The sequence below is a fragment of the Kitasatospora sp. NBC_01300 genome, assembly GCF_041435235.1.
In the GTDB taxonomy this organism is placed as follows: domain Bacteria; phylum Actinomycetota; class Actinomycetes; order Streptomycetales; family Streptomycetaceae; genus Kitasatospora.
The window spans coordinates 2,457,392-2,476,088 of record NZ_CP108408.1; the positions used below are offsets into that span (position 1 = coordinate 2,457,392).

General features: G+C 72.2%; 14 protein-coding genes and 2 tRNA genes. 5 read left to right on the top strand and 11 right to left on the bottom strand.

Annotated features, from left to right (window positions below; translation table 11 throughout):
- Window positions 1-96: 96 nt before the first annotated feature.
- Together tig and OG556_RS10980 are read right to left on the bottom strand one after the other, a co-directional pair.
- Window positions 97-1,491 (bottom strand): trigger factor, encoded by a 1,395-nt coding sequence (tig, locus tag OG556_RS10975; protein ID WP_350886166.1) that lies wholly within the window; start codon window positions 1,489-1,491, stop codon window positions 97-99.
- Between the two features lie 295 nt (window positions 1,492-1,786).
- Window positions 1,787-1,860: transfer RNA gene (locus OG556_RS10980), tRNA-Pro, on the bottom strand.
- Window positions 1,861-2,017: 157 nt separating this feature from the next.
- Here OG556_RS10980 and OG556_RS10985 point away from each other — a divergent pair.
- Window positions 2,018-2,088, top strand: a tRNA-Gly gene (locus OG556_RS10985).
- 82 nt (window positions 2,089-2,170) lie between these two features.
- On the opposite strand, the gene OG556_RS10990 is transcribed toward OG556_RS10985, so the two are convergent.
- The gene (locus OG556_RS10990) at window positions 2,171-2,740 is read right to left on the bottom strand and encodes a hypothetical protein (RefSeq protein WP_371516939.1); all 570 of its coding nucleotides are present in this window, start codon (window positions 2,738-2,740) and stop codon (window positions 2,171-2,173) included.
- A 210-nt stretch (window positions 2,741-2,950) separates the two neighbouring features.
- On the opposite strand from OG556_RS10990, the gene OG556_RS10995 reads away from it, so the two are divergent.
- Window positions 2,951-3,742: a DUF6348 family protein gene (locus OG556_RS10995; RefSeq protein ID WP_371516940.1), complete on the top strand. Its 792-nt coding sequence runs from the start codon at window positions 2,951-2,953 to the stop codon at window positions 3,740-3,742.
- A 34-nt stretch (window positions 3,743-3,776) separates the two neighbouring features.
- On the opposite strand, the gene OG556_RS11000 is transcribed toward OG556_RS10995, so the two are convergent.
- From OG556_RS11000 to OG556_RS11015, 4 genes are all read right to left on the bottom strand, one after another.
- Complete coding sequence (locus OG556_RS11000; RefSeq protein ID WP_063347574.1) at window positions 3,777-3,974, bottom strand: hypothetical protein; 198 nt, start codon at window positions 3,972-3,974, stop codon at window positions 3,777-3,779.
- A gap of 501 nt (window positions 3,975-4,475) precedes the next feature.
- Window positions 4,476-5,615 carry a PP2C family protein-serine/threonine phosphatase gene (locus tag OG556_RS11005; protein WP_371516941.1) on the bottom strand — a complete coding sequence of 380 codons (1,140 nt, stop codon included), beginning with the start codon at window positions 5,613-5,615 and terminating at the stop codon, window positions 4,476-4,478.
- 384 nt (window positions 5,616-5,999) lie between these two features.
- Complete coding sequence (locus tag OG556_RS11010) at window positions 6,000-6,485, bottom strand: ribose-5-phosphate isomerase (protein ID WP_371516942.1); 486 nt, start codon at window positions 6,483-6,485, stop codon at window positions 6,000-6,002.
- A gap of 44 nt (window positions 6,486-6,529) precedes the next feature.
- Window positions 6,530-7,129 carry a biotin transporter BioY gene (locus tag OG556_RS11015; RefSeq protein WP_350886174.1) on the bottom strand — a complete coding sequence of 200 codons (600 nt, stop codon included), beginning with the start codon at window positions 7,127-7,129 and terminating at the stop codon, window positions 6,530-6,532.
- Window positions 7,130-7,406: 277 nt separating this feature from the next.
- Between OG556_RS11015 and OG556_RS11020 the strand changes: the two genes are divergently transcribed.
- A complete protein-coding gene (locus OG556_RS11020) occupies window positions 7,407-8,822 on the top strand; it encodes an amino acid permease (protein WP_371516943.1) in 1,416 nt (471 codons plus the stop codon).
- Window positions 8,823-8,885: 63 nt separating this feature from the next.
- Here OG556_RS11020 and OG556_RS11025 read toward each other — a convergent pair whose 3' ends face one another.
- On the bottom strand, window positions 8,886-9,518 hold the full coding sequence (locus tag OG556_RS11025) for a disulfide bond formation protein DsbA (protein WP_371516944.1): 633 nt from the start codon (window positions 9,516-9,518) through the stop codon (window positions 8,886-8,888).
- Window positions 9,519-9,743: 225 nt separating this feature from the next.
- Here OG556_RS11025 and pepN point away from each other — a divergent pair, with 225 nt between their 5' ends.
- Entirely contained in the window at window positions 9,744-12,308 is a 2,565-nt protein-coding gene (gene pepN, locus OG556_RS11030; protein WP_371516945.1) for an aminopeptidase N, read from the top strand.
- A gap of 56 nt (window positions 12,309-12,364) precedes the next feature.
- On the opposite strand, the gene OG556_RS11035 is transcribed toward pepN, so the two are convergent.
- Both OG556_RS11035 and acnA read right to left on the bottom strand, forming a co-directional pair.
- On the bottom strand, window positions 12,365-13,702 hold the full coding sequence (locus tag OG556_RS11035) for a glycoside hydrolase family 18 protein (RefSeq protein WP_371516946.1): 1,338 nt from the start codon (window positions 13,700-13,702) through the stop codon (window positions 12,365-12,367).
- A 186-nt stretch (window positions 13,703-13,888) separates the two neighbouring features.
- Window positions 13,889-16,534: an aconitate hydratase AcnA gene (gene acnA, locus OG556_RS11040; protein WP_371516947.1), complete on the bottom strand. Its 2,646-nt coding sequence runs from the start codon at window positions 16,532-16,534 to the stop codon at window positions 13,889-13,891.
- Window positions 16,535-16,990: 456 nt separating this feature from the next.
- Between acnA and OG556_RS11045 the strand changes: the two genes are divergently transcribed.
- Complete coding sequence (locus OG556_RS11045) at window positions 16,991-17,620, top strand: superoxide dismutase family protein (RefSeq protein ID WP_371516948.1); 630 nt, start codon at window positions 16,991-16,993, stop codon at window positions 17,618-17,620.
- Window positions 17,621-17,659: 39 nt separating this feature from the next.
- Here the strand turns inward: OG556_RS11045 and argF are convergent, their stop codons facing one another.
- Window positions 17,660-18,661: an ornithine carbamoyltransferase gene (gene argF, locus OG556_RS11050; protein WP_371516949.1), complete on the bottom strand. Its 1,002-nt coding sequence runs from the start codon at window positions 18,659-18,661 to the stop codon at window positions 17,660-17,662.
- Between the last annotated feature and the right edge of the window lie 36 nt (window positions 18,662-18,697).

The window sequence follows — 18,697 nt, forward strand, 5'->3', positions numbered from 1 at the left end:
TGAGCGCAGGGTCGGGCCCGCCCCGGGGGACGACGACGGGCCCGGACACCGTACGGCGTCCGGGCCCGTCGCAGACCTCAGGGGTTACCGGGGCACTCAGGCCTCGGTCTTCTCCTCGGCGGCGGTCTCCTCGGCGGCGGGGGCCTCGACGGTCTCGGCCGTCTCGTCCTCGTCGTCGAAGTTGACCTCGTTGCCCTCGGTGTCGACGACCTTGGCGGCCTCGACCACGGTGGCCAGCGCCTTGCCGCGGGCGACCTCGCCGACCAGCAGCGGCACCTGGCCACCCTGGACGACCTGCTGCGCGAACTGGTCCGGGGTGAGACCCGAGCCGGCGGCGCGGCGGATGAGGTGCTCGGTCAGCTCCTCCTGGTTAACACCCAGCTCTTCGTCGGCGACGATCTGGTCCAGGACGAACTGGGTCTTGATGCCCTTCTTCGCCTGCTCCTCGATCTCGGCGTCCCACTCCTCGCGGGTCTTGCCCTGGGTCTCCAGGTAGCTGTCGATGTCGAGGCCCATCGGCTGGAGCTGGTGGTGCTCCAGGTTGTGCTTGCGGGTCTCGACCTCGTCCTTGAGGAGCTTCTCCGGGAACTCGATCTCGACCAGGCCGAGCAGGGCGTCCAGCACCTTCTCCTGGGCCTGGGTGGCCTGGTCGTACTCCTTCATGCGCTCCAGGCGCTTGCGGGAGTCGTCGCGCAGGGCCTCCAGGGTGTCGAACTCGCTGGCCAGCTGGGCGAACTCGTCGTCCAGCTCGGGCAGCTCCTTCTCCTGGACGGCGGTGACGGTGACGGTGACCTCGGAGGTCTGGCCCGCCTGGGTGCCACCCTTGAGCTCGGTGGAGAAGGTGGCGGTGCCACCGGCCTCCAGGCCGGTCACGGCGTCGTCGATGCCGTCGATCAGGCGGCCCGAGCCGATCTCGTAGCTGACGCCGTTGGCGGTGCCGTCCTCCGGCACCTCACCGTCGACCTTGGCGATCAGGTCCACGACCACGATGTCGCCGGCGGCCGCGGCGCGCTCGACGTCCTTGACCGAGGAGAAGCGCTCGCGCAGCTGCTCCAGGGACTTCTCGATGTCCTCGTCGGAGACGACGATCGGGTCGACGGTCACCTCGATGGAGGCGAAGTCCGGAAGGGTGATCTCCGGACGGATGTCCACCTCGGCGGTGAACTTCAGGTCACCGCCATCGGCGATCTTCTCGACACCCTCGATGTTGGTGATGTCGGGCTGGCCGAGGACCTCGATCTTGCCCTCGTCGACGGCCTGCGTGTAGAAGCGCGGCAGGGCGTCGTTGACGGCCTCCTCCAGCACGGCACCGCGGCCGAAACGCTGGTCGATGACGCGAGCCGGGATCTTGCCCTTGCGGAAGCCCGGAACCGTGACCTGCTGGTTGATCTTCTTGTACGCCGCGTCGAGGCTGGGCTTGAGCTCCTCGAAGGGCACCTCGACGGTGAGTCGAACCCGGGTCGGGTTCAGAGTCTCGACGGCGCTCTTCACGGTTAGGTCTCCTATGGGCTTGCGGTCAGGTTGCCTCCGCCGTTCCCGGCCGCCGGCCGAAGCCGTGCGAGTGGGTCGGGCGAGACGGGCGATGAAGGGTTGGAGCTGCATCTCCCGTGGGGGGGTGGACGGTGAGAGTGACTCCTCGCCCTCGTGCGGTTGACCTGGGTTGAGACCGCAGGGACTACCGCCAGCGCCCCATCCTACCGGTACCACGAAAGGCGGACGCCAGGCGCCACCGTCGGGCCCGAACAGAACAGGGCCCCGCCACGGTGGACGAGACCCTGCCGCACTGTCGGGGTGACCGGATTCGAACCGACGGCCTTCCGCTCCCAAAGCGGACGCGCTACCAAACTGCGCCACACCCCGTGGTGCCGAGAGGAAGCGTACACGTCGGGCCCTGGCGGCTCGCCGACATATTCGGGGGCGGTCCGAGGGAGCGCGCGCGGAATCCGGTGTGCACGGAAGCGGCCGGACCAGGTACGCTGTCCCCCGAACTTCCGGCCGGCAACGACCGGGGGATCGCGCGGGCGTAGCTCAATGGTAGAGCCCTAGTCTTCCAAACTAGTCACGCGAGTTCGATTCTCGTCGCCCGCTCATCGGCCCGGCCCCGGTGCGTCTCCACGCACCGGGGCCGTCGGCGTTTCCGGGCGGCCCTCCCGGCCCCGCGAGGGCCGGTTCAGAGTCCGAGCCGGGCGGCCCGGGCGGCGGCCCGGTCGAGCAGCCGGTGGACGTCGGACTCCCGGGTGGCGGGGCGGTCGTTGTACTCGTCCGGGGAGCGCGCCGGGCGGCCGGTCGCGTGCAGCACCTCCATCAGCTGGACCCGGGCGGTGCGCACGGTGGCCGGGGTGCCGTAGCCGTGCGCGAGGACGGCGGCCTGGGCGCCGAGCAGGCAGACCCGGCCGCCCGCGTCCCACATCGCGCCCTGCAGCCAGCCGTGGGCGCCGATGTAGCGGGAGGCGAGCCGCAGGTGGTCGGCGGCGCTGACCGGCACCGGGCGGGGCGGTCGGCGCAGCGCCCGGTCGAGCAGGGTGGCCCGGGGCGCCGGGTGGCCGGCGGACCACGGCCGCACGGCGGTGCCGTGGGGGCAGACGTACGGCACCGGGTGGCGCGCGGGAGCGGGCAGCGAGGCGAGGTAGGCCTCGATCTCGGCGGCCAGGCCGGAGCCGTCCGGGCCCGCCAGGAGGGGCGGAAGGGGCGCCGGAGGAGCCGTCAGGGGCAGCGGAGGGGGCGTGGTGGCGCGGGTCATGCGGGCTCTCCAGGCGGGCGGCAGGGCCCCGGCCGGCGGCCACAGGGCGGTTCCGCTTCCCAAACTGGTGCATTCCAGACATTTCCGCGACCGGAGAACCGGGGAGGCCGGACGGTTTCCCGCCTGGCTGCCGGGCCGATAGCCTCGGCGGCGTTCGAGCGCAGTTCGAGCGGGAGCTCACCCGCCGCGCTCCGAGGTGGAGGAGTCCCGGTGCGTCCCCAGGAGCGGCTGGCCGTCATACAGCGCTGTGTCGTCCGGGAGATGGCACGCCTCGGACAGGAGTTCACCGCCGACGGCGAGGTGGTGCGCGGCCCGGGGACGACGGCGGTGGCGGTGCGCGAGCACCCCGGGGACGACGGCGCCGGCCACGTCGACCTCGGCTACGTGCTGCACCTGGGCCGGGCGGACGCCCCGGTGGTGTGGGACTGCGCGGCCGGCCTCGGCAAGACCGAGGAGGAGAAGCTCGCCAACGCGGTGAAGATGTGGGCGACCACCACCGCCTCGGTGCTGGCCGAGCTGACGGACGGGCGCGGCGTGCACGCCGACCACGCGGACCACGCGGAACTCCCCGGCTGGCACGCCGTCCAGGGGCCGGCGGCGGTCTTCGGCTTCGGCAACGAGCACCTGGCGGGCTGGCTCGCCGAGCACCGGGTGCTGCCCGCGCTCGCGCCCGCGCTGCGGCCGCAGCTGGCCGGGCCGGGGCCGGTCGGGGTGAAGCTCTTCCTGGGCGGGAAGGCGGGCGACGACGTCGCCGAGGTCCGGGTCGACGGCGAGGTGTCGGAGGCCGCGTCGGCGGCGCTGCGCGCGATGGACTGGCCGCGGGGCGAACGGCTGTGCTGGGCGCGGCTGTTCGTGCTGTTGACGGCCGAGCCGACGGCGTCGGGGCAGGCCGCCGCGGCGGGTGCCGCGGCACCCGCGCCGATGCGCGCCCCCGCCCGGGCGGCGGCCCGCCCCCGGGGGCTGTTCGCCCGCTGGCGGGAGGCCAGACGGGCCGGCCGGTGATCCCCTCGCGGGGCTCGCGGACGGCCCGGCCGGGTCAGCCGCCGGTGATGCCCGAGATGCTGTGGGCGAGGTTCGCCAGCAGGGAGTTGATCGAGCCCGCGACCGTGGTCTCGTGCAGCATGAAGCCGAACAGGGCGGCGATGATGCCGTGCGCGATCTTCAGCTGCTTGTTGCGGATGAAGATGATGCACAGGATTGCGAACAGGACCAGCGCGGAGACGGAGAGTGCCACCCGGACTCACTTCCTCGTTTCATAGCGTGGTGCCGCCGCCCGGCGGCACCTGCGAAGCCGGACCCCGGCCTGTCCGACGGTCCCGAGGCGGAATCGCGGATCGACCGGCACACCACCGGCGAGGGAGCCCGGCGCGGTCGAACGTTGTCTGCCGTGCCGCACGTGACGCCCCCCATCCCCCGAATCCTGAACAGTCCCGCCCGGACTCAGTGTGGTCGACCGTGCCGATTGCGTAAAGGTCTGACAGTCAGCCCAACGCCGATATCCTGCGATGCGAGACGAGTTTCCGCCGACCGGGACGATAGCGGAGCCGTTCTGACGAATCGTCGCCGGGGCGGCGCTGAGCGGCCGGAAGGCGGCCGGGGGCGGGTAACGGAAGCCGCAGGTCCGGTCAGCCGACGGGGCGGCCGATTTGGCCGAAGATCGGCTGCCCGGCTTGACAGCACGTGCCCGCGGCATGTGCCGGTCCGTCCGGTGACGGACGGCCGGGCCGAAGGGGCGTCAGTCGCGCCAGAGCAGCAGGACCGCGCGGTCGTCGTTGATGTCCCGGGCCACCGTCTCGATCAGCGCGGACGCCGCACCGGCCCCCGCGCCCGGACCGCTGCCGGGCACCAGCCGGTCCGCCTCCCCCATCAGCCGGTCCATCCCCTCGGAGAGGTCCCGGCCCGGCTCCTCGACCATGCCGTCGGTGCACAGCATCAGCACGTCGCCGCGGTTCAGCCGGCCGCGCACGCCGTCGAACTTCGCACCGTCGTAGATCCCGAGCAGCGGGCCCTCGGCCTCCTTGACCTCCCAGCGCCCGGCGCCCGCCAGCCGCTGCATCCCCGGCAGGTGCCCGGCCGACAGCAGCTCGTACTCGCCGGTGTCCAGGTCCAGCACCAGGTGGACGGCGGTCGCGAAGCCCTCCTCCCAGGACTGGCGCAGCAGGTAGCCGTTGGCGGCGGGCAGGAAGTCGTGCGCGGGCAGCGAGCCCACCAGGCCGCCGAAGGCGCCGGAGAGCAGCAGCGCGCGGGAGCCGGCGTCCATGCCCTTACCGGAGACGTCCGCGAGGACCACCTCCAGCAGCCGCTGGCCCGGGCCGGTGCGGGCGGCGACCACGAAGTCCCCGGAGAAGGACTGCCCGCCGGCCGGGCGCAGCGCCATGTCGGCGTGCCAGCCGTCCGGCAGCTCCGGCACCCGGCTCTGCACCCGCAGCCGCTCGCGCAGGTCGAACAGCATGGTCGAGCCGCCCCACCAGGGCACGCCGACCCTGGCCCGGAACTGGGCCAGCAGCAGGCCGCCCACCCCGGCGGCGCCGACCACCAGGGCCGCGCCCGGGGTGACGCCGTAGATGTAGGCCTCGGGGTTCTCGCTGGCCACCCGCTGGCCGGTGTGGATCACCGACTCGGCGGACAGGCCGAGCGCCGCCAGCGCGTACAGCACCACCAGGCTGCCGGGGCGCAGCAGCAGCGCGCCGGCCAGGATCGGCAGGACCAGCGCGGTGGGCGGGGCCCAGGCGGGGGCCCAGATGTTGAGCAGGATCAGCAGCGGGACGAGCAGGGCGAGCGCGCAGAGCACCGGCCAGTCGGCGGCGCCGCCGCGGAAGTAGTCGACACCGGCCGTGCGCAGCCTTCGGCGGACCCGGCGGAGCCTCCTGCGCAACCGGGCCGTCACGGGTCCGGACGCCGTGGCGGCGCCGGGCCTCGTCGCAGTCGTCTGGGGCGGTGCGCCCGGCGGTCTGCCAGCCATGGGGCCCGACCCTATCCACGGGCACCGCCCGGCGTCGACGGGCCGGACGCGAGCGGGTGTGCCGTGGCGCGGGCCCGTCAGCCGGTTTCGGCCGATTGCCGCGACGGCGGGCGCGGCGTCAGGAGGCGTGCGCCGGTTGGGCGTACGAACCACGCGGGCGGCGCACGCGCCCCGCGCGTACCGGCGCCGGCGCGCCCGGCCCTGTGGCCGATGACACAGCCGTACGGGCCCGGGAACGGCGGCGGCCGGCCGCGTGGAGCGTGCGGCCGGCCGACGGAGGGTGGACGGGGGGAGGGATCAGCCCTGCGGGTGGTGGGCCGGGATCGGCGGGAGCTCGCCGGTGGTCTCGTACTCGCTCAGCATCTCGATCCGGCGGGTGTGCCGCGGCTCGCCGCTGTAGGGGGTGTTGAGGAAGACCTCGACGAACTTGGTGGCCTCCTCCAGCGTGTGCATGCGGCCGCCGACGGAGATCACGTTGGCGTTGTTGTGCTCGCGGCCGAGCCCGGCGGTCTGCTCGCTCCAGGCCAGCGCCGCCCGCACGCCCTTGACCTTGTTGGCGGCGATCGCCTCACCGTTGCCCGAGCCGCCGATGACGACGCCCAGCGCCTCCGGGTCGGCGGCGGTGCGCTCGGCGGCGCGCAGGCAGAACGGCGGGTAGTCGTCCTCGGCGTCGTAGATGTGCGGCCCGCAGTCGACCGGCTCGTGGCCGGCCTCCTTGAGCCACTCCACGAGGTGGTTCTTCAGTTCGTATCCGGCATGGTCTGAGCCCAGGTACACGCGCATGCCATGAGTGTGGCATGCGCGTGCGCCCGGGCCCGGCAGGGGGCTCACCGCTTCGCGGCGAGCTTCCAGACCAGCGGCAGGGCCCCGGCGGCGAGGACGGCCTTCAGGGCGTCGCCGACCAGGTACGGGTAGAGGCCGAGCTCGGCCGCCCGGGCGAGCGGGACGTGCAGCGACAGGGCCAGGTACGGGACGCCGACCGCGTAGATGGCGAGGCTGCCGAGGACCATGGTGACGGCGGTGTTCACCGGGCTCCGGTCGGCGCCGCGGCGGGCCAGCTCGCCGGTCAGGCCGGCCGCCAGGACGAAGCCGAGCACGTAGCCGAGCGAGGGCATCGTCCAGCCGGAGGTGCCCTCGGCGAACCAGGGCATCCCCGCCAGGCCGGCCAGCAGGTAGAGGGCGAGCGAGGCGATGCCGCGGCGGGCGCCGAGCGCGGTGCCGACCAGCAGGGCGGCGAAGGTCTGGCCGGTGACGGGCACCGGCGAGCCGGGGATGTTCACCGACAGCTGGGCGGCCACGCCGGTCAGGGCGGCGCCGCCGGCCACCAGGGCCAGGTCGCGGGCCTGGGCGCCGAGGCGGGTGGTGGCGGCGGGCAGCAGGTCGGCGAGGACGGCGCGGCGCGGTATCGGGGTGGTGGCAGTGGCCATCGGGGGTCTCCTGTGGGGTGCTCAGGTGAGTGAACACCTGTGAACCTACGCGGTGATCCACTACGCCACCGCCACGGTTTCGGACAAAGCCCCGCCCCCGACCGTTGTCGGAACCGGCCCATTCCGGCCCATATCGACGCTGCGTCACCGGCCGCACCCGCTTGGTCACCGCGTGGTCCGCATGGTGGGCCCGGGGTCCCAGTTCTTGGCATGAACAGAGGTGTCGCCGGATATTGGACAGCTCATGCCGCATTCCGCACAGTCTGGATCCAGCCCTATGGCCCCCACCTCCGCGCCCAAGGCGTCCGGGACCACCGACGCCGACGGTGCCCCGGCCACCGGCCAGCAGCTCGCGCACGGCCTCAAGCAGCGCCACCTGTCGATGATCGCGCTGGGCGGGGTGATCGGCGCGGGCCTGTTCGTCGGCTCCGGCGCCGGCATCGCGGCCGCCGGTCCGGCGATCATCCTGGCGTTCACCCTCTCCGGCCTGCTGGTCATGCTGATCATGCGGATGCTCGGGGAGATGTCGGCCGCCCGCCCCGCCTCCGGATCGTTCTCGGTGCACGCCGAGAAGGAGATCGGCCCCTGGGCCGGGATCACGGCCGGCTGGATGTACTGGGTGATGCTGTGCTGCGGCGTCGCCGCCGAGGCCACCGCCGCCGGGAAGATCGTCAACGGCTGGGTGCCGGGCGTCTCCTCCTGGGTCTGGGTCGGCCTGTTCATGGTCTTCTTCTGCGCCAGCAACCTGACCGCGGTGAAGAACTTCGGCGAGTTCGAGTTCTGGTTCGCCGCCATCAAGGTCGCCGCGATCCTCGCCTTCCTGGTCCTCGGCGGGCTCGGCATCGCCGGGGTGATCGGCCCCGGCGCCCCCGGCGCGACCAACCTGACCGGCCAGGGCGGCTTCCTGCCCACCGGGGTCAGCGGGCTGATCGTCGGCCTGCTCGCCTCGGTCTTCGCCTACGGCGGGCTGGAGACCGTCACCATCGCCGCCGCCGAGTCCGACGACCCCCGCAAGAACGTCGCCAACGCGGTGCGCACGGCGGTGTGGCGGATCGCGATCTTCTACATCGGCTCGATGGCCCTGGTCGTCACCCTGGTCTCCTGGAAGGACCCGGCGGTGGTCGCCGACGGCCCGTACGTCACCGTGCTGCGGCACCTCGGGGTGACCGGCGCCGGGACGATCATGGAGGTGGTGGTGCTGATCGCGCTGCTCTCCGCGATGAACGCCAACATCTACGGCGCCTCCCGGATGGCGTACTCGCTGGTCGGCCGCGGCCAGGGCCCCCGGGCGCTGGCCAAGGTCTCCGGCGGGGTGCCGCGCCGGGCCGTGCTGGCCTCCTGCCTGTTCGGCTTCGGCGCCGTGCTGGCCGCCAAGTTCTGGCCGGAGACCGTCTTCACCTGGCTGATGAACACCACCGGCGTGGCCATCCTGGTCGTCTGGCTGTTCATCTGCCTGGTCCAGCTGCGGATGCGCCGCCGGCTGGAGCGCGAGGCGCCCGAACTGCTCACCGTGAAGATGTGGGGCTACCCGTACCTGACCTGGATCGCGATGGCCGCCGTGACCGGCATCCTCGCCCTGATGACCACCACCGAGGGCAACCGGCAGCAGCTGTACGCGGCCGGGGTGCTGGTCGCGCTGCTGAGCGCCACCGGCCTGGTCAAGCAGCGGCGGGACGCGGCCGCCGCCCGCTGACCCCGGCACCCACGAGGGCCCGGTACCGCCTGCTGCGGTACCGGGCCCTTCGCGCGCCCCGCGCTACTCGAACGACGGGCCCGCCGTACGGGTCCGCTTGATCTCGTAGAAGCCCGGGGTGGAGGCCACCAGCAGGGTGCCGTCCCAGAGCCGGGCCGCGGCCTCGCCCTTCGGGGCCGGGGTGACCACCGGGCCGAAGAAGGCGACCCGCTCGCCGTCCGCGCCCTCCACCGCGATCACCGGGGTGCCGACGTCCTCGCCGACCAGGGTGATGCCCTCCTTGTGCGAGGCGCGCAGGGCCTCGTCGTACGCGTCCGTGTCGGCCGCGTCCGCCAGCCCCACGGGAAGCCCGGCGGCCACCAGCGCCGCCTCGACCGTCTCCCGGTTCTGCGGCAGGCCCTGGTTGTGGAAGCGCAGGCCCAGCTCGGTGTAGAGCCGGCCCAGCACCTCGTCACCGTGCTCCTGGGCGGCCGCTATGCACACCCGCACCGCGCCCCAGGCGTTGTCCAGCAGCTCGCGGTAGTTCTCCGGGAGGTCGCGGTCCTCGTTCAGCACCGACAGGCTCATCACGTGCCAGTTCACGTCCACCGGACGCAGCTGCTGCACCTCGATCAGCCAGCGGGACGTCATCCACGCCCACGGGCAGGCCGGGTCGAACCAGAAGTCGGCGGTCTTGCGCTCAGCGGCAGTCGTCACGGCTGTCGTCCTTCGTGAGGTGATGACGAGGCAGGCAGGCGCGCCACCCCGACTCGTCAACACCCGCCCGCCGCCGCTGATTCCGGCCCCGCCGGGACGGCCTGTGCAATGGTACCGGCGAGGGAGGGCGTGAAAGGATGCCCCTGCGGGGCGCGGCACACCGCGCGCCGAGACCGCACCACCCACAGACGCACCACCGTGCGAGCCGGACAAAGGAGTACCGCCGTGCCGGGCAAGAACCTGAGCCGCGACGAAGCGCAGCAGCGGGCCAGCATCCTGGCCGTGGAGGGCTACCAGGTCCGGCTGGACGTGACCTCCGCCCCCGATCCGGCCGCCGCCACCTTCCGCTCCACCACCACCGTCACGTTCCGCTGCTCCCGGCCCGGCGCCGACACCTTCCTCGACCTGCTCGCCCCCGCCGTCCACGCCGTCACCCTCAACGGCCGCGCGATCGACCCGGCCACCGCCTACGACGGCGCCCGGGTGCACGTCGACGGCCTCGCCGCCGAGAACGTCCTCACCGTCGAGGCGGACTGCGCCTACAGCCGCACCGGCGAGGGCCTGCACCGCTTCACCGACCCGGTGGACGGCGAGACGTACCTCTACACCCACTACGAGCCGGCCGACGCCCGCCGGGTCTTCGCGACCTTCGAACAGCCCGACCTGAAGGCCCCGTTCGGCTTCACCGTCACCGCCCCCGCCGCCTGGGACGTCTGGTCCAACGCCGTCCACGACAAGGTCACCGAGGAAGGCGCCGCCCGCACCTGGGAGTTCGCGCCGACCCAGCCGATCTCCAGCTACCTCACCGCCGTCGTGGCCGGCCCCTACCACGTCGCCCGCGACCACTACAGCCGCGAACTCGCCGACGGCACCACCCTGGAGATCCCGCTCTCCGCGATGTGCCGCAAGTCCCTCGCCCAGTACTTCGACGCGGACGAGATCCTCGGCGTCACCAAGCTCGGACTCGACTTCTTCCACGAGGAGTTCGACTACCCGTACCCCTTCGGCAAGTACGACCAGGCGTTCGTCCCCGAGTACAACATCGGCGCCATGGAGAACCCCGGCTGCGTCACCTTCCGCGAGGAGTTCGTCTTCCGCTCGAAGGTCACCGACGCCGCCTACGAGGGCCGCGCCAACGTCATCCTGCACGAGATGGCGCACATGTGGTTCGGCGACCTGGTCACCATGCGCTGGTGGGACGACCTGTGGCTGAAGGAGTCCTTCGCCGACTTCATGGGCTCCTACGGCCTGATCGGCGCCCGCACCCGGTACTCCTCCGCCTGGGTCACCTTCGCCAACCAGCGCAAGGCCTGGGCCTACCGGCAGGACCAGCTCCCCACCACCCACCCGATCACCGCAGACATCCGCGACCTCGAGGACGCCAAGCTCAACTTCGACGGCATCACCTACGCCAAGGGCGCCGCCGTCCTCAAGCAGCTGGTCGCGTACGTCGGCTCCGAGGCCTTCTTCGAGGGCGCCCGCCGCTACTTCAAGCGCCACGCCTTCGGCAACACCGAACTCGGCGACCTGCTGGACGTCCTGGAGGAGACCAGCGGCCGCGACCTCAAGGCCTGGGCCGCCGCCTGGCTGCAGACCGCCGGGGTCGACTCGCTCACCCCGCAGGTGACCACCGACGCCGAGGGCCGGATCACCGAACTCGCCGTCCTCCAGGACGGGGCGGTACTGCGCCCGCACCGGATCGCGATCGGCCTCTACGACCGGGACGCCGACGGCTCCCTGGTGCGCACCGAGCGGATCGAGCTCGACGTCACCGGCAACCGCACCGTCGTCACCGAGGCCGCCGGCCGCCCCCGCCCCGCGCTGGTGCTGCTCAACGACGACGACCTCACCTACTGCAAGGTCCGCTTCGACTCCGAGTCCCTGGAGACGCTGCGCACCGGCCTCGGCGACATCCACGACGAGCTGGCCCGGGCGCTCGCCTGGTCCGCCGTCTGGAACCTCACCCGGGACGGCCTGATGCCGGCCCGCGACTACGTCGCCCTGGTGCTGCGCTTCGCCGGCCAGGAGGGCAACATCGGCGTGCTGCAGTCGCTGCACGCCCAGGCCAAGACCGCCGTCGACCTGTACGCCGACCCGGCCTGGCGCGGCGAGGGCGGCCGGCAGCTGGCCGACGGCGCCCTGCGCGAACTGCGCGAGGCCGTCCCCGGCAGCGACCACCAGCTGGCCTGGGCCCGCTTCCTCGCCCAGACCGCGGGCGGCGCCGAGCACCTCGGCCTGGTCCGCGGCCTGCTGGCCAGCAGCGCCCGGATCGACGGCCTGGAGGTCGACCAGGAGCTGCGCTGGTCGCTGTGGCTGGCACTGGCCGCCGCCGGCCAGGCCGGCGACGAGGAACTGGCCGGAGAGCTGGCCGCCGACAACACCGCCAGCGGCAAGCGCCAGTACACCCAGTGCCTGGCCGCCCGGCCCACCGCGGAGGCCAAGGCCGCCGCCTGGTCGGCCGTGGTCGACTCCGAGGAACTGCCGAACGCCCTGGTCGAGGCCGAGATCGCGGGCTTCGCGCTGCCCGCCCACCGCGACCTGACCGCGCTCTACGCGGCGCCCTACTTCAAGCTGCTGGAGCGGGTCTGGGCCGAGCGGACCATCGAGATCGCGATGCGGATCGTCAGCGGGTTCTTCCCGCGCGCGCAGACCAGCGAGCAGACCCTGGCCGAGGCCGACGCCTGGCTGGACGGCCACCCGCAGGCCGCGCCGGCGCTGCGCCGCCTGGTCCTGGAGTGCCGCGACGACCTGGCCCGCGCGCTGCGGGCGCAGGCCTGCGACCGGGCCTGAACCGGCCGTGAAGGGGCCCGCCGTGCGGACACGGCGGGCCCCTTCGCGTCGGCGCGTCAGTCGCGGCGCAGGCCGCGGTCCAGGGCGGCGATCGCGCTGCCCTGGGCGTCGTCGCCGTCCAGCGACCAGACCATCACGCCACCCAGGTCGTTCCAGCGCGCGTACCGCGCCTTCTGGGTGAGCACCTCGGCGGTGTCGTAGCTGTAGAAGGTGGTGCCGTCGTACTTCCAGGACGCGCCGTGGTCGCGGTCCACGTACACCTTGCCGGGCAGCGCGTTGACCTCCCGGTAGGAGAGGTCGGGGGCGGCGGCGGTGGCGCTCTGGTAGAGGCCGCCGCGCTTGCCGGGCGCGACACCCGTCCAGCCGTGGCCGTACAGCGGGGCGCCGAGCACGAGCTGCTCGGCGGGCAGGCCGCGCTCCTGGTAGTGGTCGACGGCCGTGTCGGCGCTGCGCCGGCGGGCGTCCGGGTCGGCCGGGTCGGAGTAGAGGTTGGCCTGGTGGTTGGCCGGGCCCTTGCCCTCCCAGGGGCCGTGCAGGTCGTAGGTCATCAGGTTGAGCCAGTCCACCGACTCGCTCAGCTCGGGCAGTTCGAGCCGGTCGGCGACGGTCTCGTTGGCGGCGACGGCGGCGGTCAGCAGGTAGTGCCTGCCCTTGTCGCCCTTCTTGCCGCCCTCCTTGCCGCCCTTCTTGCCGAAGTCGTCGAGCTGGCGGCGGAACTCCTGCATCAGCAGGGTGAAGTTGCGCCCGTCCTCGGGGCGGACCACGTTGCCCGGGTCCCCGCCGCCGCCCGGGTACTCCCAGTCGATGTCGATGCCGTCGAAGACGCCCGCGGCGGCGCCGGCGCCGCCCTCCGGGGAGCCGGGCAGGACCGGCACATCGCCCTTGAGGTAGAGGTCGATGCAGGAGGAGACGAACTTCTTGCGCGCGGCGTCGGTGGCGGCCGCGTCGGAGAAGTACTTGGACCAGCTCCAGCCGCCGAGCGAGATGACCGTGCGCAGCTGCGGGTTCTTCGCCTTGAGCTTGCGCAGCTGGTTGAAGTGGCCCTTCAGCTTCTGGCCCGGGGCGTCGGCCACGCCGTCGACCGAGTCGGCGGCGGAGAAGGCGCGCTGGTAGTCGTTGTGGGCGTCGCCCTGGCCGGCGTCGTTGGTCTCGAAGCAGGTGCCGTCGGCGGAGACGTTGCCGAAGGCGTAGTTGACGACGGTGAGCTTCCCGGCCTGGCCGGAGTCCTGGACGCGCTTGGCGGAGCTGTCGGCGCCCCACTGGGTGAAGTAGCCGACCCGCTGGCCCTTCAGCTTCGGGCCGTGCCCGCCGTCGGCGGCGTTGGCGGTGGCGGGGGCGGCGAGCAGCGCGGCGACGGTGGCGGCGGCGAGCAGGGCTGAGGCGCGAGTGGGCATACCGGACCTGTTCTCTGAATGATCGTCAAATGGTCTGGACCAGATGGGATAGAGGTTTAGTCCATCGCGGCACACCGCACAAGGGGCAGGGCTCAGGAGAGGCAGCATGCAAAAGAGGCCGGACCGCGCGATGCGGTCCGGCCCCTCAGCCACCGGGGCGCTCAGCCCCCGGAACTAGAACTCGGTTCAGCCGATGAGCGAGCGCAGCACGTACTGCAGGATGCCGCCGTTGCGGTAGTAGTCCGCCTCACCGGGGGTGTCGATGCGGACGACCGCGTCGAACTCCTTGTCACCGGCCTTGACCTTGACGGTCTTCGGGGTGCGGCCCTCGTTGAGCTCGGTCACGCCGGTGAAGGAGAAGGTCTCCTCGCCGGTCAGGCCGAGGGACTCGGCGGTCTGGCCCTCCGGGAACTGCAGCGGCAGGACGCCCATGCCGATCAGGTTCGAGCGGTGGATGCGCTCGTACGACTCGGCGATGACGGCCTTGACGCCCAGCAGCGCGGTGCCCTTGGCGGCCCAGTCGCGGGACGAACCGGAGCCGTACTCCTTGCCGGCCAGGACGACCAGCGGGGTGCCGGCGGCCTGGTAGTTCTGCGAGGCGTCGTAGATGAACGACACCGGGCCGTCGGCCTGGGTGAAGTCGCGGGTGTAGCCGCCCTCGGTGCCCGGCGCGATCTGGTTGCGCAGACGGATGTTGGCGAAGGTGCCGCGGATCATCACCTCGTGGTTGCCGCGGCGCGAGCCGTAGGAGTTGAAGTCGCGCTTCTCGACACCGTTGGCGGTCAGGTACTGCGCCGCCGGGGTGCCCGGCTTGATGTTGCCGGCCGGGGAGATGTGGTCGGTGGTGACCGAGTCGCCCAGCTTGGCCAGGACGCGGGCGCCGGCGATGTCGGTCACCGGGCTCGGGGTCTTGGCCATGCCCTCGAAGTACGGGGGCTTGCGGACGTAGGTGGACTCGGCGTCCCACTCGAAGGTGTTGCCGGTCGGGACGGGGAGCGACTGCCAGCGGTGGTCACCGGCGAAGACGTCCTGGTAGCCCTTGTCGAACATCGCCTCGTCGATGGAGCCGGCGACGGTGTCCGCCACCTCCTGCTCCGACGGCCAGATGTCGGCGAGGAAGACGTCGTTGCCGTCGGCGTCCTGGCCCAGGGCGTCGCGGGTGATGTCGATCTTCATGTTGCCGGCCAGGGCGTAGGCGACCACCAGCGGCGGCGAGGCCAGGTAGTTCATCTTCACGTCCGGGTTGATCCGGCCCTCGAAGTTGCGGTTGCCGGAGAGCACCGAGACGACCGCCAGGTCGGCCTCGTTGACGGCGGCCGAGACCTCCTCGGGCAGCGGGCCCGAGTTGCCGATGCAGGTGACGCAGCCGTAGCCGACCAGGTTGAAGCCCAGCTTCTCCATGTACGGGAGCAGGCCGGCCTTCTCGTAGTAGTCCATGACGACCTTGGACCCGGGGGCCAGGGTGGTCTTGACCCACGGCTTGACCGTGAGGCCCTTCTCCACGGCCTTCTTCGCCAGCAGGGCGGCGCCCAGCATGACGGAGGGGTTGGAGGTGTTGGTGCAGGAGGTGATCGAGGCGATCACGACCGCGCCGTTGTCGATCTCGTACTTCGACCCGTCGGGGGCGGTGACGACGGTCGGCTTCGAGGCCTCGGCGGAGTAGGTCGGCAGCGCCTCGGCGAACCGGGTCGCGGCCTCGGCCAGGACGACGCGGTCCTGCGGGCGCTTCGGGCCGGAGATCGACGGGACGACGGTGGAGACGTCCAGCTCCAGGTACTCGGAGAAGACCGGCTCGACCGACGGATCGTGCCAGAGGCCCTGCTCCTTGGCGTACGCCTCGACCAGGGCGAGCTGCTGCTCGTCGCGGCCGGTGAGCTTGAGGTAGTTGATGGTCTCGGCGTCGATCGGGAAGATCGCGCAGGTCGAGCCGAACTCCGGCGACATGTTGCCGATGGTGGCGCGGTTGGCCAGCGGGATCGCGGAGACGCCCTCGCCGTAGAACTCGACGAACTTGCCGACCACACCGTGCTTGCGCAGCATCTCGGTGATGGTGAGCACCAGGTCGGTGGCGGTGGTGCCGGCCGGCAGCTGGCCGTTGAGCTTGAAGCCGACCACGCGCGGGATCAGCATGGAGACCGGCTGGCCCAGCATGGCGGCCTCGGCCTCGATGCCGCCGACGCCCCAGCCCAGCACGCCCAGGCCGTTGACCATGGTGGTGTGCGAGTCGGTGCCGACGCAGGTGTCCGGGTAGGCCTGGCCGCCGCGGACCATGACGGTGCGGGCCAGGTGCTCGATGTTCACCTGGTGGACGATGCCGGTGCCGGGCGGGACGACCTTGAACTCGTCGAAGGCGGTCTGGCCCCAGCGCAGGAACTGGTAGCGCTCCTTGTTGCGGCCGTACTCGATCTCGACGTTCTGGACGAAGGCGTCCGGGGTGCCGAACTTGTCGGCGATGACGGAGTGGTCGATGACCAGCTCGGCCGGGGCCAGCGGGTTGATCTTGGCCGGGTCGCCGCCCAGCTCCTTGACGGCCTCACGCATGGTGGCGAGGTCGACCACGCACGGCACGCCGGTGAAGTCCTGCATGATCACGCGGGCCGGCGTGAACTGGATCTCCTGGCTCGGCTGGGCGCTGGCGTCCCAGTTGCCGAGCGCGCGGATGTGGTCGGCGGTGATGTTCGCGCCGTCCTCCGTGCGGAGCAGGTTCTCCAGCAGCACCTTGAGGCTGTACGGCAGCCGCTCGGAACCCTCGACGGCGGAGAGCTTGAAGATCTCGTACGACTCGTCGCCCACCTGCAGCGAGCTGCGGGCGTCGAAGCTGTTCGCGGACACGACTGACTCCTTCTGGGTGCTTCGTGCGGTATCCGGCCGCCACGGTGGTAAGGTCAGCCTTACTTAGGCTTACCTTGCCCGCATCGCCGGCGAGCTCCGCTCGGCAAGTATCTTGATGTCGAGATATATCCTATGGGGCAGTTATCTCGATGTCGAGATAAACCATAGTGCATGCCGTCGCCTTCACCACCGCAGGCATGCCTGGGTCGGCAAAAGCGCAGGTCAGCGGCCGTTCGGGCGGCGACAGCCGGCAACGGCAGTGCTGCCGGCCCGGCACCGGCCCGGTGTCGACCCGGCACCGGCTCACACCAGCTCACCACCGGAACCGCCCGTCGGCGACGGGACGAGCAGGGGCGCGCCCGTGCGGCCCGCCCGCCTCCGATCCCGTTCGAGGGTGTCCGCCGGCGCCCGGCGCCGTTGAGCACGGTGTCCGTCGCCCCGCCCGTGGAAGGCCCGATGATGTCCACTCCGCTCGCCGCCGCGCTGCTGCCGCTGGCCCTGCTCGCCCCCGCCGCCGCCTCGTCGGCCCCCGTCACCCCGCGGGCCCCCGTCACCTCGCCAGGCTCCGCCGCCTCGCCGGGTTCCGCCGCTTCGTCGGGCTCCGCCGCCTCGCCCGTCTCCGTCGTCGAGGCCGCCTTCGACCCCGCGACGGCCTTCGTGCCGCCGACCGCCGTCAGCTACGCGGACGACCTCGTGCCGTACGGCGCGCGCACCCGGATCGTCACCGACCGCTCCACCGCGGGGCGGACGGTGCTCACCATGACCGTCACCGGGCTCGCCCCCGACCACGAGTTCCCGGTGCACCTGCACACCGGCTCCTGCGGGGCCGACCCGGCCTCGTCCGGACCGCACTACCAGGACGCCGTGGACCCGGTGCAGCCGTCCACCGACCCCGCGTACGCCAACGGGCGCAACGAACTGCGGCTGGCGCTGCGCACCGACGCGCACGGCGAGGGCATCGCGACGGCCTCGGTGCCCTGGCAGCCGCGGCCGGGCGAGGCCCGCTCGCTGGTGATGCACGCGGGCACCCCGGCCGGCCCGCACGCGGCGGGCGACCGGGCGGCCTGCGTCAAGCTGGAGAAGTGAGCTCCCGCCTCAGGAGCTCCCTCTTCAGGAGCTCCCGCCTCAGGAGCCGAGGGTGGCGACCAGGACCGCCTTGATGGTGTGCAGGCGGTTCTCGGCCTGGTCGAACACGACGGAGTGCGCCGACTCGAACAGCTCGTCGGTGCACTCCAGCTCGGTCATGCCGGTCGCCTCGTACATCTGCCGCCCGACCACCGTGCCGAGGTCGTGGAACGCGGGCAGGCAGTGCAGGAACTTCACGGCCGGGTTGCCGGTGGCCCGGACGGTGTCCATCGACACCTGGTAGGGCTTGAGCAGCTCGATCCGCTCGGCCCAGACCTCCTTGGGCTCGCCCATCGAGACCCAGACGTCGGTGTAGAGGAAGTCCACGTCGGCCACGCCCTCGGCCACGTCCTCGGTGAGGGTGATCCGGGCGCCGGTCGCCCCGGCCAGCGTCTCGGCCGCCTTCCGGACCCCCTCGGCCGGCCAGAGGGAGCTCGGGGCGACGATCCGGACGTCCATGCCGAGCAGGGCGCCGGTGACCAGCAGCGAGTTGCCCATGTTGGAGCGGGCGTCGCCGAGGTAGGCCAGGGCGGTCCCGGCCAGCGGCTTGGTGCCGTGCTCGGTCATGGTGAGCACGTCGGCCAGCATCTGGGTGGGGTGCCACTCGTCGGTGAGACCGTTCCAGACCGGGACGCCGGCGTTCGCGGCCAGCTCCTCGACGATCTCCTGGCCGTGGCCTCGGTACTCGATGCCGTCGAACATCCGGCCGAGCACCCGGGCGGTGTCCCGGATGGACTCCTTGTGGCCGATCTGCGAACCGGACGAGTCCAGGTAGGTCGTGGTGGCGCCCTGGTCGTGGGCGGCGACCTCGAAGGCGCAGCGGGTGCGGGTGGAGGTCTTCTCGAAGATCAGCGCGATGTTCTTCCCGCGCAGCCGGGGCTGCTCGGTGCCCGCATACTTGGCCGCCTTGAGCCCGGCGGCGAGGTCCACCAGGAAGCGGAACTCCTGGGGCGTGAAGTCGAGCTCCTTGAGGAAGTGCCTGTTCCGGAGGTTGAAGGCCATACCGGGCTCCTGGGATGACGGGGCGTACGGGAAAGT